The organism is Shewanella sp. 125m-7, assembly GCF_052977045.1.
On sequence record NZ_JBRILQ010000013.1, the window covers coordinates 59,149 to 74,857 of the forward strand.

Here is a 15,709-nt window from a genome sequence, read left to right on the forward strand (position 1 = left end):
CATGTCGATACAGCTGAAGAAATTAAGCCAAACAATCAAAAGTAAATTCAAAGCAGCACAAAACACAAACTGAATAAGCCATTGATATGCATATAAAACACTAGGGTTATCAGTGACAATATAAATTTATCACCTGCCAACAGAGATGGTCTCTGTTGGCGAGTGTCGCAGTCTCTCCAGCGGATTTACTACGCAATAATCATTGAATCACTTTCATTTATAAGTGCAGCATCATGCCAACCTAAACTGGCAAATAAATCTAACCACTCCTGCTCAAGTTCTGTTTCCACGCTCATACGTTCACCGGTTCGAGGATGATTAAACGATAGCTTTTTAGCGATTAACCAAAGACGATTGACCCCAAAGTGTGTGCGGAAAAACTTATTTTGTTTACCATCGCCATGAGTCGTATCCCCAAGGATTGGGTGACGTAAATGCGCCATATGGCGTCTTAGTTGATGCTTCCGCCCTGTATGCGGAGACAACTGAACCAAGGCATAGCGGCTAGTCGCGTAGCGACCCGAAGGAAAAGGAATTTCGCTATTTAATAAAGGCTGATAACGGGTCACGGCATCTTGAGCAGCTTTATTGGGATCGACATCCTTATCCCCTAAATCATCGAGTTCTTCTTTTAGTGGATAATCCAATGTTGCAGCTTCATGCATATTACCGCGAACAATAGCCAAGTATTCCTTATCTATCGTATGCGCCGCAAATTGTTCACATAATGCGTTAGCCATTTCACTGCTCTTAGCAAACAGCAAAATACCCGATGTAGGTCTATCTAATCTATGTACCGGAAAGACATGACAGCCGACTTTATCGCGGGTCAGTTGCATCGCAAAAAAGCGTTCACGCCTTGCAAGGTAGCTACGGTGCACAAGCAAGCCAGCAGGTTTGTGGATCACAACAACGTCATCATCTTCAAATAACACTACAATTTCAGGTGCAACTTCCTGCTCCGCTTCCTGAACCACATCATCACTCAGTGGCTCATCGTCTATAGCGATACTTTTTTCTTCATTCATTTTATCTATCTCTTGTTACTGCGGCCTGCTAGCTCAATAGCGCGTCTAGCTCTGCAAGTATACGGATCAAATATTGATAGTCAGGCTGGCTCGCCCAAACATGTTCCGCCATAGGAGCGATAGCAATAGCCGTTGGTAACGGTATGTTATGCTCCAACAAATAATGCATTTTTGGTATAAAAATAAATTGTAACCATTGTTCGAAAGCCATGACATCACAAGCAAACGGCGTGGTACTCGCCATTGCTTCTTCGCTGGGAGGATTTACCACCAATAACCCTTGCTTTGCCAGCTCAGCTTCTAAAGCTATTAGCTTTTCTCTGGTTTTTACAGTAATCAAACTCCCCTCCCACTTCTTTTTATAACGCACATCGTCGCTATAGGAAAATTAACGCGCGATGATACCATCTGGGCCGACTTATCCCTATAATATGGGCTAATTTACCTACACTCGATAACGATATGACAGAAATAACGACCCTCAGCCAATTTTTAAAAACTGCTAACACTCAATTCCAAGTTTATGACATGGGCCGTCGAGTACAACATATCGATATGATGGCGTTTCATCAGATAGAGGAACTTCACTCTCCCTACCCTTCTCCTATTCAGGGACACGCACAATTCGCCATAGTATTTTGGGATGCCAGTCAGCAGCACTATATTTGGTTTATTAAACTGCCATTGGATGAGCGTGGTCTATTATCTCCTGCGCCGCGTACACAATTTATAAAAATGATCATCGAGGCGTTAGGTCAAGATCCAACAACGGCTCTTACCGAACAACAGCAAGAGCAGATGGCCAACCATCCATTTAACTTTAAACCTAGCCAAGAAAAGCTTGCAGTATTTAATGCGTTAGTAAGAAAGCAACTCGCTCAAAAAGCATCACCACAATATGAGTTTGCCTACCAGTATTTATCAGCACAACACCCAAGCGAGCAATGGCAGAATATTGGTCTTCAAGGCATTGCCGATGTATGTGTTAGAGCCAATGAGCTCGATCATCAAGATCAACTTGTCGACGGTTTTGATAACTGGGCAAGCGAAGTTCAAGTGGCTGTTTGTCAGTGTTTAGAGCATCTCACTATAGACACTCTACTTGCACAAAAATTATTAGATAATCTTGATAGCGCTGAAGTAGAACAAAAACCCTATTTATTAAGAGGTTTAGCGTCTCAACCGCAACTTGGACAACAAGCAATTGCAAAGTTAGATGCCGCAAGCCAATTAACAGCAGATATGTTAATCACCATTGCAGCACGAAATTGGTCAGCCCTAAAAGATGAGCAAACTCTCACTATCTACTTAGAAGCCTTAGCAAAACAACAACAGCACTTCTTTAACCAGATTTTTGCTGATATTGTGGCTATTCCATTAATTCGCACTCAGCTTTTAGCTCAATTGCGAAACCCTAATCGCAGCGCGGAACTCGCCGCAGCCATTGGTGGATTGTTCAAGGTAACGAAAGGATGATGACAGATTTCTTAATCATTGCAGCGGTAATTATGATTGCTGCATTTTTTTGGCAGTTACGGCAAATGGCTGAAATAAGCCGAGTTTTTACTAATAATGAATGCCAAAAACAAAAAGTTCAGCTGCTCGCTATTGCCCAAGAGTCAGCAAAGCCGACTCTTGGTGGTAGCAGTGGTCTTACATGGAAAGTGAAGTATCTGTTTGAGTTTAGCACTGACGGGATTAATCAATACCGTGGCAACTTATGGATGCATGGCAAGAAAATACAAAAAATACAATGGCCGATATTTCCAGAACCTGAGTGGCAAGAAGCGCCAGAAGCGAGAGGGTCTGTAGGCGGTGGTTGCGGTGGGCGTTCTCGAGGTAACTGCGGCTCTGGTAATTGTAAATAACGCCTAAGAACTACTGAAAGCGGCGCCAGCTAATATCGGCATACAAAAATTAAAGACTTTGATTAGAACCTATAAAGAAGTAAAGGCACGGCCCCAGAGGGGTCGTGCCTTTTCTAACGTTGTGTAAGCTCATCCTGCTATATGAGTGCTCCCTGCACCATCCATGCGTAACTTTGCTCCTGCATCATCCATGAATCCTTGCTTCCTTGTATCTTACGATACGCTTCCATTCATCTTGATAATCCATTTACCAAGCGTGCTCGATCCTGAGCGTGTCCAGCTTCATCCTTGAGAATCCATTCAATTGCTATCCATAGCATGCAACCTTCCTAGGTAGCAAAACCTTCCATCCTGGATTGTTTAGCCATTCCTTGGTGCTACTAGCAATCAATCCTTGATTGCCTCTTCCATGATAGTCTTGCTGAAATGTCACTCCATTGACACTTATTCATCCTTAAATTCGCTTAACCATGCGTCCTTGCACAGTTAAATAATAATTCAATTTGACCAAAAGTTACCAAGGTAAACATTTATTTAACATGCAGTTTGGTGAGAAAAAACAAACCGGTCCACCATAAGCGTTTGTATTGCATACATATAGTTGTATTAAAGTGATAAAAGCAGCTAAATGTCGCTTCTATGTCTCACGAGCTTGTAAGAGATCTCTTACATCTTTATCAGCCAATCAGAGAAATCGTAAAGCTGAAAATAGAAGAGCGCACCTATTGGTGCGCTCCGGTACTACTTTTTTTAGCTTTCCCGCTATATATATGCAATCCCTGCATCATCCTTGCTTAACGCGCTTCCTGCATCTTCCTTGTAAATCCCTTTATATCCTTGTACGAAAACGTACTGCATCCATTCATTAACCCATCCTAGGCTAAATTCCCCATCCTGAGGTTGTCCATATATGCATCCTGCATATTTATCATTTCACCCACTTTGCTGTTAGAGCACAACCAAGTTAGATAAAACTAAGTAGCAAATAAACAGAGTTTAATCAGTGAAACTGCAAACTTTGTTCCTTAGCGACTTTCTGGTTCCAAGTTTACTACTCAGGCTCAGTTGTGGAGTGCGCGAAAAACAACCAAACAAAATTGCAACCTAATCGTAACATAAACAATTTTGCGTAAGGTCATATTTTAAAAGGACTTTAATAGTATACAAGTGATTACTCTGTATCATTACAAATTGATCTCCCACAGCAATGTGAGAGATCTCTTACAGGAATACTATCTTAAAGTGGATTTACGTGTGATTTCTTCGAGTTAGCGCTTCATACAGCATCACCCAATCAGCCAAAAAACTATACCAAGGGTACTCAAAAGTCGCTGGACGATTCTTTTCAAAAACAAAATGCCCTACCCAGGCAAAGCCATAACCTATAACAGGCAATAACAATAACAGCGCCAAATTGGCGCTCAAGACGCTGTATATAAGTGTCGTTATGACTAAGCTACTTCCTATATAGTGCAGACTGCGGCATGCTTTATCCTGATGCTGTGATAGGTAAAAAGGATAAAACTCGGCAAAAGAAGAGTAACGCTTACTCATTTGCCAGCCCTCGATAAAATAACAATTCACCATTCACATTACCGATACAGAGCGGCTCAATCAGTTCAAAACCATGGTGACTAAATAGGGCTATGTGGGCAGCAGTACTTGCAAATACTCCGACGCCATCTAAATGAGGCTGTTCATCACACCAACTTAATACAGCGTTAACTAACAGTCCGCCGTAGCCCTTACCTTGTTCATTATTCGCTATCGCAATGAACTGCAAGATGCCACATTGATTGCTTGGCAAGCTTTCGATGATTTGATTTTCTTTGTTAATAAGTGCTTGAGTTGACTGCCAGCCCGCACTTAACAACATTTTCAACCTCCAATGCCAATAGCGCGCCTCACCTAACGGAACTTGCTGAGTCACAATGCAAGCGAGCCCGATTAAACGTTCCCCGACGAACATACCGATTAATGCCTGTTCTTGTTGCCATAATTCGTTAAGTTCTTCTCTAATGGCCCCACGCAATTTTTGTTGGTACTGCGCCTGATCCCCCGTAAAAATCGTTTCTAAAAAAAAGGGATCGTCATGATAGGCGTTATATAGGATAGAGGCTGCAATGCGTAAATCTTCAGCGGTTAAATAAACAGCTCGGCATTCTTCCATGGCTTGATTTTCCATTGTTATTTTCCTTGATCAAGATCACACAACTCCAATGTAGCAAGCCTATAGAAAAGTGCAATTAATAATCAATTTAAAGCGTTAAGCCGATATGAGACCTAAGCAAATGAACTGGAAATAGAAGATAAGTTTAATCTTGATTTATAAACCATACTTAAAGGGACTGTATCGCAACGGTAGTAAAAAATGGATACCACAGCACAAAACTTCACCCAGCTTTTTTTACAACTTGGGCTAGAGAGCGACGACGCCTCAATTGAGGCTTTTATTAGTGGCCACTCACTAGCGAATGTTATACCACTTCATGAAGCACCATTTTGGAATAAGGCGCAGAAACATTTTTTAATTGAATCTATAGCAGAAGATGCCCAATGGTCTGAAGTTATTGATCATTTAGACACCTTATTAAGAAAACCATGAACGGACATTAGATTTTGCTATAGGCCATTTCACCCCAGCCCACTACCGCGTTATTGCTGATCACCACAGGTGTGCATTCATCCTTAGTCGTCTTGCCGTCACCATGAGTACGTTGAGTACGATAAAAAAGTACATACACTTCTTTGTCTTGCTGAATGTATGCCTCATTAAAGTCTGCCGTTCCCATAAGAGTTGTCACTTGATCTTTAGACATACCCAAGGAAATTTTTGCCAGGTTAGCACGGTTTTTATCTTGAACTTTTTCCCACGATCCATTGTTATCCCAGCCAGATTCACCATCACCGACATTGACCACACAGCCTGTTAGCCCTAAGCTTGCAATCCCAAAAAACGCTAAACCTAATAATTTATTTTTCACTTTAACTTCCTGTATTAACATTGTTTTTAGTTTTACTTAAAAAGCAATTAACATGCCATGCGTTAAGTTACTGTTTTATATTAATTTTATTGTCTATATGATTTTAGCGTCGCCAATAGATTAACGAAAATGCTAACGAGTAAGGAATTTGACTAACCATGAGTCCATTAGAACAAGTACTAGGTGCGGCCAAAAGGCTCAGTGATGAAGGCAAGGCGCCAACAATGGCACTCATTAAAACCAAACTCGGTAACAGCATAGCCATGCCTATATTGATCCAAGGCCTGCAACAGTTTAAATCCATGAGCGCTGAAGATAAAAATGCCCTGTCGACGCAGATTTTCACTGAAAACGTCAATAAGAATAGCGACGCGCCTTTAAGCCACTCAGAGCAAGCAAACAAAATCATTCATCTCCAGCGGGAGCTTAATCTGTTGAAAACTGAATTGAGTTCACTAAAACTGCAGTTTAACGAGTTTAAACAACACCTAAATGACACTAAAGGGAACGACAACTAATGCACGTGGTTGAATTACGATTTGAATGCTTCGATAACACTACAATCACTGCGGCAGAAAAAGCGATTAATGGCTTACTCGAAGCCTATCGAGCCAATGGACAAATTTTAGGCCGAGAATTCGCCGTCGCCTTTAATGATGGCGAATTTAGAGCAAGGCTATTAACACCAGAGAAAAGCAGTCTCTCGAAACGATTCAATAGCCCTTGGGTTGACTCCGCATTTAATGAGCTCACCGAGGCTAAATTGCTAGCCCCACGTGAGAAATATATTGGCCAAGACATCAATTCAGAAGTCTCTAGTCAAGACACGCCAAGCTGGCAGCTTTTATATACCAGTTACGTACATATGTGCTCACCGCTTAGAAACGGCGACACCTTGCAGCCTATTCCGTTATATCAGATCCCGGCAACAGCCAACGGCGATCATAAGCGCTTAATTCGTTGGCAGACCGAGTGGCAAGCCTGTGATGAACTGCAAATGGCAGCAGCCACCAAGGCTGAGTTTGCGGCACTAGAAGAGTTGACCAGTCACCAAAGTGATCTATTTAGACGCGGCTGGGACCTGCGAGGCAGAGTCGAGGTGTTAACTAAAATCCCCACTTATTATTATCTGTACCGAGTTGGTGGGGAAAGCCTTGCCGTTGAAAAACAGCGCCCTTGCCCAAAATGTGGCAGTAAAGAGTGGTTACTCGATGAGCCGTTACTCGATATGTTCCATTTCCGCTGCGAGACATGTCGTATTGTTTCCAATATCTCATGGGATCACTTATAAGCTCATTGTTAAGAGCAGGGATAAAGCCAGTGTTAAACGATTTATTAACGTCGGTTTTAAATGATTTCTAACGATCACGTTTCTTTAGATATAAAAATGGCTCTTTAACAAAGAGCCATTTCTTTAAGTCCATTGACTATTATTTACCACGTAAGTTTTGCCACATTAGCTTCATACGCTGCCAAATACCGGGGTGGTCAAGTTCTGGCATTGACTCTTCCACCTGCTTGATTGGTGGAGTAACTCGCGGCGTCAACTGCTCGATAAACTCATCTAAACCTTCAGCTAACTTAACGCTCTGCACTTCTCCAGGGATCTCAATCCAGACACTGCCATCAGTATTGTTCACCGTCAGCATCTTGTCTTCTTCATCGAGTACGCCGATAAACCAAGTCTGTTCCTGCTTAAGCTTTTTCTTCATCATTAGATGCCCAATGACGTTCTGCTGCAGGTACTCAAAGTCTGTTTGATTCCAAACTTGAATAAGCTCTCCCATGCCCCATTGCGAATCAAAAAATAGCGGCGCCGAAAAGTGACGTCCATAAAAGGCATTAATCTCAGGCGTTAAGCTTAGTTCCAATGCTGTTTCGACGTTATCAAATTTACCGGGTTCATCTCTAACAACGGCTTGCCAAAAAACCGCGTCATCGGCGTCGGGTGCCCCCATAATGCAGTCAGACTCTTGCTCTTGAGCATAATATCGAGGTTGCTCGCCAAGCTTATCGACATAGGCTTGTTGATATTTAGATAAAAAAAGATCTAAAGCGGGTAAAGAAGACACTTAAGCCAGTTCCAAAATCAGTTATAATAGAGGTCTATTTTGACATGGAAACCGTATTGATGACACAACATCATGATCCCTACAGTAACGCACCCGAACTTTCAGAATTAACATTAGGAAAGTCGACAGGTTATCAAGAGCAGTATGATGCATCTTTACTTCAAGGCGTGCCGCGTAAATTAAACCGTGATGCTATTGGCCTTACTCAAGAGCTGCCGTTTCATGGATGCGATATCTGGACTGGCTACGAGCTTTCTTGGCTAAATGCTAAGGGAAAACCTATGATTGCCATTGCAGAGTTTAGCCTAAGTTTTGATAGCAAAAATCTGATTGAATCTAAGTCATTTAAGCTTTACTTAAATAGCTATAATCAAACCCACTTCGATAGTGTTCAAGCCGTACAAGAGCGCTTAACCCAAGATTTAAGTGCCTGTGCCGTTGGTGAGGTAAGCGTAAAAATTATCGAACCTAAGCAATTTAGCCACCAGCGGGTGGTTGAAATGCCAGGAACGTGCATTGATGATTTAGATATTGAAGTTAATGATTATAGTTTTAATCCTGACTATTTGGTCGATAGCGTAGATGACAAAATCATGGTCGCCGAAACATTGACCTCTAACTTGTTAAAGTCAAATTGCTTGATCACTTCACAGCCAGATTGGGGCACGGTGATGGTCCGCTATCAAGGGCCAAAAATTGATCGCGAAAAGCTACTTAGATATCTAATCTCTTTTAGACAGCACAACGAGTTTCATGAGCAGTGTGTTGAACGAATTTTCGTCGATCTTAAACGTTTCTGCCAATGCGCAAAGCTGACGGTTTATGCCCGTTACACACGCCGTGGCGGTTTAGATATCAATCCATATCGCAGCGACTTTGAACATCCGGCAGAAAACCATCGTCTAGCCAGACAGTAAAAAAACTCGGTTATAAAAATGCCTGTCTCGTTTGAGCTGACAGGCATTTCTATCTCCCCCCTCAATCTAACTCTCGACGTTTAATGGCTAAATTCAACGTATTTCTAAGCCAAATATTGGCAGGGTTTTGCTCGAGCTTATGGCTCCAAACCATATAATACTCTATCGGCTCTACCGCAAACGGTAGGTCAAAGACCTGTAGCCCAAACAGCTCTGCATATTCATCGGTATAAGACTTCGAAGCAATAGCCAAGGCATCACTTTTAGAGGCCACTGCCATCATGCTTAAAATCGATGATTGCTCACTGTGCATCTGTCTCGCCGGTAGAACATGTTTAGTCAGCAGATCGACAACACTTAAGTTATAGCGGCGCATTTTAAAAATAATATGCTTTTCACTAAAATACTGCTCTTGAGTAATCGCACTATCAACGCGCGGATGGTCTTTTCTAGCCACGCACACCAATTTATCCTGCATCACCTTTTGACTCTTAAAAGATGCCGACTCGGGCAACCAAATATCCAGTGCTAAATCGACTTTTTCAAGCTGTAGATCCATCTGCAACTCTTCTTCTATCAAAGGTGGTTCACGAAATACAATATTGATTGAGAGCCCTTCTAGAGCTTGCTCAACTAAGCCTTGTAGTAGCTGAATCGCCGATTCACTGGCATAGACATAGAAGGTACGTTCACTGCGACTTGCATCAAACATTTCGAAACTTGAGGCAACCTGCTCAATTTCTGACACAGGAATAGCTAATTGCTGATAAAGATTCATCGCACTCGCCGTGGGCTTAACCCCCCTTCCCACTCGAATAAATAGCTCTTCTCCTACCGTGACTTTCAATCTAGCGATTGCGTTACTCACCGACGATTGCGTCAAATCAAGCTCTTCTGCTGCACGGCTAAAAGAACTGGTGCGATACACAGAGGTAAAAATACGAAAGAGATTGAGATCGAATGACTTCTGTTGCGACATATTCCCCACACCTTAGCATTACTTAAACCCTCCTAATATTCATATTATAAATATTAAATGTAAAGCTATCGCTAATTATTAATCATAAAACCATCGATATACTGGCTACATTCATCGAAAGACGTCTTCAAAACATTAATTGTTCATTCCTATTGAGACGTAATGTTTGAACCAAATCAATTTACTGAGGGTAACCTATGAAACAGACTCTACTTGCTATCTCTATCATGTCTATTTTCTCATTCAATGCTATCGCGGCCCAGCACGAACATGATCACATCACAGTGCAATACCAAGGGAAGGATGCGACCGAACACACTATTGCCCATAACAAGGCCGTAGCAGATACCCTTAATTTTGCCGATACACGCGCTTTCGAGCAGTCTTCCAAAAACCTTGTCGCCAAGTTTGATAAAGCCACTGCCGATATCTTAAGAGCTGAATTTGCCTTCATTAGTGACAAGACACCCGATTCAGTTAACCCGTCACTCTATCGTCAAGCTCAGCTCAATATGGTGCCTAATGGCTTATATAAGGTCAGCGATGGGATCTATCAGGTTCGCGGCACTGACTTGTCGAACTTAACCCTGATTCGCAGTGACAATGGCTGGATTGCCTACGATGTCCTTTTAACAAAAGAAGCAGCTAAAGCCTCACTTGAGTTTGCTTTAAAGAACCTACCGAAAGATGGCAACTTACCCGTAGTTGCCATGATTTACTCCCATAGTCACGCCGACCATTTTGGCGGTGCTCGAGGCATACAAGAGATGTTCCCTGACGTCAAAGTCTACGGCTCAGATAACATCACCAAAGAAATTGTTGATGAAAACGTCCTAGCAGGCAACGCTATGAGTCGCCGCGCGGCCTATCAATATGGGGCCACCCTAGGTAAACATGATCACGGCATTGTCGATGCTGCATTAGGTAAAGGCTTATCAAAAGGTGAGATCACCTATGTCGCGCCAGATTACACCCTAAACGGTGAAGGCAAATGGGAAACGCTGACCATAGATGGTCTAGAGATGGTGTTTATGGATGCGTCAGGTACCGAAGCCGAGTCTGAGATGATCACTTACATTCCATCAAAAAAAGCACTCTGGACCGGAGAGCTGACTTATCAGGGCATGCACAATGTTTATACCCTTCGCGGTGCAAAAGTTCGCGATGCACTAAAGTGGTCAAAAGACATTAACGAGATGATTAATGCCTTCGGCGATGATGTTGAAGTGCTATTTGCTTCACATTCAGCGCCTGTTTGGGGCAATCAAGATATCAATCAGTTCCTGCGTCTACAACGTGATAACTACGGTTTAGTCCATAACCAAACACTAAGACTGGCTAACGATGGTGTAGGTATTCAAGATATTGGCGATGCGATTCAAGACACGATTCCAGAGTCTATCTATAAGACATGGCACACCAATGGTTACCACGGTACTTATAGCCATAACGCCAAAGCGGTTTATAACAAGTATCTTGGCTACTTTGATATGAATCCAGCTAATCTAAATCCGCTACCGACTAAGCTTGAATCGGCTAAGTTTGTCGAGTATATGGGCGGAGCCGATGCCGCGGTTAAACGTGCAAAAGATGATTATGCTCAAGGCGAATACCGCTTTGTTGCGACAGCGTTGAATAAGGTGGTAACAGCTTTCCCTAAGAATGATGAGGCACGACAACTGCTTGCCGATACCTATGAGCAGCTAGGTTATCAATCAGAAGGTGCGGGCTGGAGAAATATCTACTTAACTGGCGCGCAAGAGTTAAGAGTCGGCATTCAGGCTGGCACTCCAAAAACGGCATCTGCTGATGTAATAAGTGAGATGGACATGCCGACACTTTTCGACTTCCTTGCCGTCAAAATTGACAGCCAAGTCGCCGCCAAGCATGGCTTAGTTAAGATGAACATCATCACACCTGACACTCAAGATATGCTCTATATTGAGCTAAGTAACGGCAACTTGAGTAATGTTGAGGTCGATAAAGAGCAGCCAGCGGATGCTAACCTTATTGTCAACAAGGCAGATGTCAACCGCATTTTACTCGGACAAGTCACTCTCAAAGCCCTATTAGCTAGCGGCGATGCCAAACTAACAGGCGACAAAGAAGCCTTTGGCAAAATAGCCAGCAGCATGGTGGAGTTCAACCCAGAATTTGAGATAGTGCCGACGCCAGTAAAGTAAGCTAACTATGGCTCTCACTAAAGAAGCAGGTTAAAAGCTAAAAATAAAAACGGGGCGTATTTAGCGCCCCGTTTTATTTTTCAGACTCGACTATCACGCTATAACATTAAAGTGCTAACAAGGATTTTAAGCTAACTTCGTTTGCTTCAATGTCTACTTGCTGACACTGACCAATACTAACTGCAAAACGGTAGCTATCATCTAAGTGCCCAAGGCAGCAATGCCAACCTTTAGCTGCTTGCATCTGTTGCTCACACCGCCTTAGCTCCCTGCTCTCACCAGTGTTCTCGCTAGCTTTATGACGTTCTAGCTTTTCAGTCGTCTCTTGTTGTGTCGCCAATGAAATATTTTGTTTTAGTCGTATATGCTTATGGTTCGCAAGAGTTCCAGTTATCTCTTCTTCAATGCTCTCTGTACCATACATTCCATCATTACTTTGCCCCCTATCGAGTTGTAAAGAGGTCTCAACTAAGCTCGAAAAATCAAATGCAAAGGATTTAAGCGACAAGGCTAGCCCTAAGCCCTTAGCTTTTATGTAAGACTCTTTAAGCGCCCACAGATCAAAGAAACGCGCTCGCTGCAACTCTTGTGGCAATCCGAGTAACGCCGCCTTTTCTAGCTCGGAGAAATAATGACTGAGTATTGAATGAATATTGGTACTGCTGCGGCAGCGCTCAATATCGACCCCAAACTCCACAGCATCAGCCGCATTGTAATATTGAGTGTTAGAGCTTGGCTGACATATACCCACGAGTAGCCAGTCGCCGCTATGACTTAAATTGAAATGGATGCCGGTTTGTTTAAACTGCGCGTCAGTTAGCCTAGGCTTACCTTTATCACCGTACTCGAAACACCATTCATCGGGCCTTAAGTTAGCCTGTTTTGATACTTGTTGTGATACTTGCTGCGATAAGAGTGCGCGCAGGAACCCTCTGACCATCAAACCTTGATCTTTCGCTTCTTGCTTGATGTAACGATTAACTTTATCGACTTCATCTTGCGGCAGCCAAGACTTAATCAAGGCCGCAGAGTCAACATCGAGATCTGCTGTACTTAACGGACAAAAAAACAGTTTTATGGAAGTAAATTCAGACAAGACAAGCTCAAATATAAACACAGATAATAAGGCTATTGTGGCCTGTTTTAATTAAAAACAACAGTAACAAACTCAAATGCCACCATGATCAACTCACTCACTTCAGCCTCTATTAGAGACTGAAGTTCGCCATTTAACGTCGAGCCCTTTTTCTACAGTAGGCAAAATGTCACCACGTCATTAAAACAAGTGACATAAGCCACAGTGAACCGTTAACTCATCAGCACTGTTTGTACCTTATCGGGAACCACATCGTAACGGCTAAAGCGCATTGAGAACTGACCGTCTCCTCCTGTCATCGATTTAAGCCTAGTTGAGTAATCTGCAACATTTGCAAGTGGTGCTTCTACACTCACCTCGACCATGCCATTGGTTTGCGCCTGTGTGCCACACACCATGCCTCTAGAGGCACTAATGTCACCGGTGATCTCACCAACATAGCCCTGCTCAACACATATTTGCATATCGACAACAGGTTCGAGGATCACAGGTTGTGCCGATGTGACCGCCTCCATAAACGCTCGCTTACCCGCCATTACAAACGCTATCTCTTTCGAATCAACGCTATGATGCTTGCCATCTAGTACTGTGACCTTAATATCTTGCATCGGGAAACCGCCTAAGCCTCCAACGAGCATAGCCTCACGAACCCCTTTCTCTACCGCGGGAATATATTGGCTCGGTACAGAGCCACCAACCACTTTACTGACAAACTCAAAACCTTGACCACGGGCTAAAGGCTCAACCATCAGCTCGACTTCACCAAACTGCCCAGATCCACCTGACTGCTTCTTATGGCGATAACGACACTTAGCCTCGGCCAAAATGGTCTCTCGATAAGGCACGGCGGGAATTTCGGTTTCCATATCCACATTAAACACCGTCTGTGCTTTTTCCAGCGCGATTTGCAGATGTAGATCTCCCTGTCCCTGCAGTAGAGTTTGCCCCTGCGTTTCACCACGAGTGATTCGCAAACTGGGGTCTTCGGCCACGAGTTTGTTTAACACCTCTGACAGTTTTTGTTCATCACCACGTCTTTTAGGGGCAACCGCCAGTCCAAAAATAGGTTTCGGTAGGCTATTTTCAAGCATATGAAAATCATCTTCATCGTGACTGTCATGCAGTACTGCACCAATCTCTAACTCATCAACCTTAGTAATTGCACAAATGTCCCCCGGTATGGCTTGAGCGACATCAATATGCTTCTCCCCCTGCAACTTAGTTAGGTGAGCCACTTTAAATGGCTTACGCCCTTGGCCAATGAAGAGCTTCATCCCCACATTAATGGTGCCTTGATATAAACGGAACACACCCATCCGACCAAAAAATGGATCAACGGCGACCCTAAATACGTGGGCTAGCACGTGTTCGTTAGCACTCTGAATAACCGTCACGGGTTTGGCACTTTCGCCAAAACCATTCACAAACAATGGTGGATTGGCCTCAAGTGGGTTTGGCATCAACTTAATTAATATCTCTAGCAGAGAACTGATACCGATCTCCTTCTCGGCACTGGTAAAACATACCGGGACTAGGTGGCCCAAGCGCAGCGCGGTTTCTAATGGTACATGAAGTTGCTCAGGTGTTAATGATTCGCCCTGCTCAAGATAGAGCTCCATTAACTTCTCATCTTCTTCAAGTACCGTATCGACTAATTCATCGCGGGCGGTTTCTGCGCCAATAAAATCGGCCTGAGCTTGGGGATCACAATGTAAGTAGCAATCCACCACCCCATCTCCCTCAGCATTTGGCAAATTAACCGGTAAGCATCGCTGACCAAATTGATCTTGAATCGCTTGCAGCAAAGGGGCTAACGCCGACTCATTGCCATCAATATGATTAATAACGATGAGTACCGCTTTACCTTGACTACGGGCTGCTTCAAAGGCTCTTTTGGTTATCGCTTCGATACCCACGCCAGCGTGGATCACCAAAACAACAGACTCAACGCCTGGTAACGGCAATAAGGCTCGACCGAAGAAGTCAGGTAATCCTGGGGTGTCTATGATGTTGATGTGGTGATTGGCGTAATCGATATTGAGGAATGAAGGTTCTAAACTGTGACGGTGGGATTTTTCTTGGGCAGTGAAATCAGCGTGATTAGTGCCCTTATCCACCCTGCCTTTTAATGTTATCGCTTCAGCACGAAACAGAAGTGCCTCTAACAAAGAAGACTTTCCTGATCCTGTGTGTCCGAGCACAGCCAAGTTGCGGATTTGCTCGGTAGTAAACTCAGCCATATTGGCCTCCTTTTTTACATTATTTAGTCAATCCATTTTTCTATTAGCAATCTTTACTGAACGAATTTAAACCAGTATAGCTCCCTGTAAACAGGCAATATTTGAGCTAGATCACTCTTTTTAGAAACAGTAAAAAGCAAGCTTCAAAACAAGCTCTTAGCTTACAAGTGTTCACTCAACCTGGTCGTATCAGTAATTATTAAGTCCCAGGTGATTGTATTGCACAATAAGCTCAGGTAGTCTGCTCGGCTATTAGCTAAAAAATATCGACTGAATGACGACTGAATGTGGCTTAGCGCTAAGTTCACATCAAGTATTATCATCATTAAGTCCCAACAGATT

The 15,709-nt window shown here is 43.2% G+C and carries 16 protein-coding genes; 7 read left to right on the forward strand and 9 right to left on the reverse strand.

Annotated elements, in window-relative coordinates; genetic code table 11:
• Positions 1-188: 188 nt before the first annotated feature.
• Both truC and ACVBIL_RS08490 read right to left on the reverse strand, forming a co-directional pair.
• Positions 189-1,028 (reverse strand): tRNA pseudouridine(65) synthase TruC, encoded by an 840-nt coding sequence (gene truC, locus ACVBIL_RS08485; protein ID WP_447166542.1) that lies wholly within the window; start codon positions 1,026-1,028, stop codon positions 189-191.
• A 28-nt stretch (positions 1,029-1,056) separates the two neighbouring features.
• Positions 1,057-1,368: a YqcC family protein gene (locus ACVBIL_RS08490; protein ID WP_447166543.1), complete on the reverse strand. Its 312-nt coding sequence runs from the start codon at positions 1,366-1,368 to the stop codon at positions 1,057-1,059.
• A 122-nt stretch (positions 1,369-1,490) separates the two neighbouring features.
• On the opposite strand from ACVBIL_RS08490, the gene ACVBIL_RS08495 reads away from it, so the two are divergent.
• Together ACVBIL_RS08495 and ACVBIL_RS08500 are read left to right on the forward strand one after the other, a co-directional pair.
• The gene (locus tag ACVBIL_RS08495) at positions 1,491-2,504 is read left to right on the forward strand and encodes a DUF3549 family protein (protein ID WP_447166544.1); all 1,014 of its coding nucleotides are present in this window, start codon (positions 1,491-1,493) and stop codon (positions 2,502-2,504) included.
• Complete coding sequence (locus ACVBIL_RS08500; RefSeq protein WP_447166545.1) at positions 2,501-2,896, forward strand: DUF3301 domain-containing protein; 396 nt, start codon at positions 2,501-2,503, stop codon at positions 2,894-2,896. Before ACVBIL_RS08495 ends, ACVBIL_RS08500 begins: the two co-directional genes overlap by 4 nt.
• Before the next feature lie 1,248 nt (positions 2,897-4,144).
• Here the strand turns inward: ACVBIL_RS08500 and ACVBIL_RS08505 are convergent.
• Both ACVBIL_RS08505 and ACVBIL_RS08510 read right to left on the reverse strand, forming a co-directional pair.
• On the reverse strand, positions 4,145-4,450 hold the full coding sequence (locus tag ACVBIL_RS08505) for an Mpo1-like protein (protein ID WP_447166546.1): 306 nt from the start codon (positions 4,448-4,450) through the stop codon (positions 4,145-4,147).
• On the reverse strand, positions 4,443-5,081 hold the full coding sequence (locus ACVBIL_RS08510) for a GNAT family N-acetyltransferase (RefSeq protein ID WP_447166547.1): 639 nt from the start codon (positions 5,079-5,081) through the stop codon (positions 4,443-4,445). Before ACVBIL_RS08510 ends, ACVBIL_RS08505 begins: the two co-directional genes overlap by 8 nt.
• A gap of 186 nt (positions 5,082-5,267) precedes the next feature.
• On the opposite strand from ACVBIL_RS08510, the gene ACVBIL_RS08515 reads away from it, so the two are divergent.
• Complete coding sequence (locus tag ACVBIL_RS08515) at positions 5,268-5,501, forward strand: DUF2789 domain-containing protein (RefSeq protein WP_447166548.1); 234 nt, start codon at positions 5,268-5,270, stop codon at positions 5,499-5,501.
• Positions 5,502-5,508: 7 nt separating this feature from the next.
• Here ACVBIL_RS08515 and ACVBIL_RS08520 read toward each other — a convergent pair whose 3' ends face one another.
• Positions 5,509-5,901 carry a DUF3192 domain-containing protein gene (locus ACVBIL_RS08520; protein WP_447166549.1) on the reverse strand — a complete coding sequence of 131 codons (393 nt, stop codon included), beginning with the start codon at positions 5,899-5,901 and terminating at the stop codon, positions 5,509-5,511.
• A gap of 137 nt (positions 5,902-6,038) precedes the next feature.
• Here ACVBIL_RS08520 and ACVBIL_RS08525 point away from each other — a divergent pair, with 137 nt between their 5' ends.
• Positions 6,039-6,398, forward strand: coding sequence for a hypothetical protein (locus ACVBIL_RS08525; RefSeq protein ID WP_447166550.1), 360 nt, complete (start codon positions 6,039-6,041; stop codon positions 6,396-6,398).
• Positions 6,398-7,171, forward strand: coding sequence for a Zn-ribbon-containing protein (locus ACVBIL_RS08530; RefSeq protein ID WP_447166551.1), 774 nt, complete (start codon positions 6,398-6,400; stop codon positions 7,169-7,171). Before ACVBIL_RS08525 ends, ACVBIL_RS08530 begins: the two co-directional genes overlap by 1 nt.
• A gap of 139 nt (positions 7,172-7,310) precedes the next feature.
• Here the strand turns inward: ACVBIL_RS08530 and syd are convergent, their stop codons facing one another.
• Positions 7,311-7,952 carry a SecY-interacting protein gene (gene syd, locus ACVBIL_RS08535; RefSeq protein ID WP_447166552.1) on the reverse strand — a complete coding sequence of 214 codons (642 nt, stop codon included), beginning with the start codon at positions 7,950-7,952 and terminating at the stop codon, positions 7,311-7,313.
• A gap of 59 nt (positions 7,953-8,011) precedes the next feature.
• Between syd and queF the strand changes: the two genes are divergently transcribed.
• Positions 8,012-8,869 carry an NADPH-dependent 7-cyano-7-deazaguanine reductase QueF gene (queF, locus tag ACVBIL_RS08540; RefSeq protein WP_447166553.1) on the forward strand — a complete coding sequence of 286 codons (858 nt, stop codon included), beginning with the start codon at positions 8,012-8,014 and terminating at the stop codon, positions 8,867-8,869.
• 61 nt (positions 8,870-8,930) lie between these two features.
• Here queF and ACVBIL_RS08545 read toward each other — a convergent pair whose 3' ends face one another.
• The gene (locus ACVBIL_RS08545; protein ID WP_447166554.1) at positions 8,931-9,848 is read right to left on the reverse strand and encodes a LysR family transcriptional regulator; all 918 of its coding nucleotides are present in this window, start codon (positions 9,846-9,848) and stop codon (positions 8,931-8,933) included.
• 197 nt (positions 9,849-10,045) lie between these two features.
• On the opposite strand from ACVBIL_RS08545, the gene ACVBIL_RS08550 reads away from it, so the two are divergent.
• Positions 10,046-12,031 carry an alkyl/aryl-sulfatase gene (locus ACVBIL_RS08550; RefSeq protein ID WP_447166555.1) on the forward strand — a complete coding sequence of 662 codons (1,986 nt, stop codon included), beginning with the start codon at positions 10,046-10,048 and terminating at the stop codon, positions 12,029-12,031.
• A 106-nt stretch (positions 12,032-12,137) separates the two neighbouring features.
• On the opposite strand, the gene ACVBIL_RS08555 is transcribed toward ACVBIL_RS08550, so the two are convergent.
• Positions 12,138-13,127: a 4'-phosphopantetheinyl transferase family protein gene (locus ACVBIL_RS08555; RefSeq protein ID WP_447166556.1), complete on the reverse strand. Its 990-nt coding sequence runs from the start codon at positions 13,125-13,127 to the stop codon at positions 12,138-12,140.
• A 212-nt stretch (positions 13,128-13,339) separates the two neighbouring features.
• The gene (gene fusA / locus ACVBIL_RS08560) at positions 13,340-15,367 is read right to left on the reverse strand and encodes an elongation factor G (protein ID WP_447166557.1); all 2,028 of its coding nucleotides are present in this window, start codon (positions 15,365-15,367) and stop codon (positions 13,340-13,342) included.
• Positions 15,368-15,709: the final 342 nt, after the last annotated feature.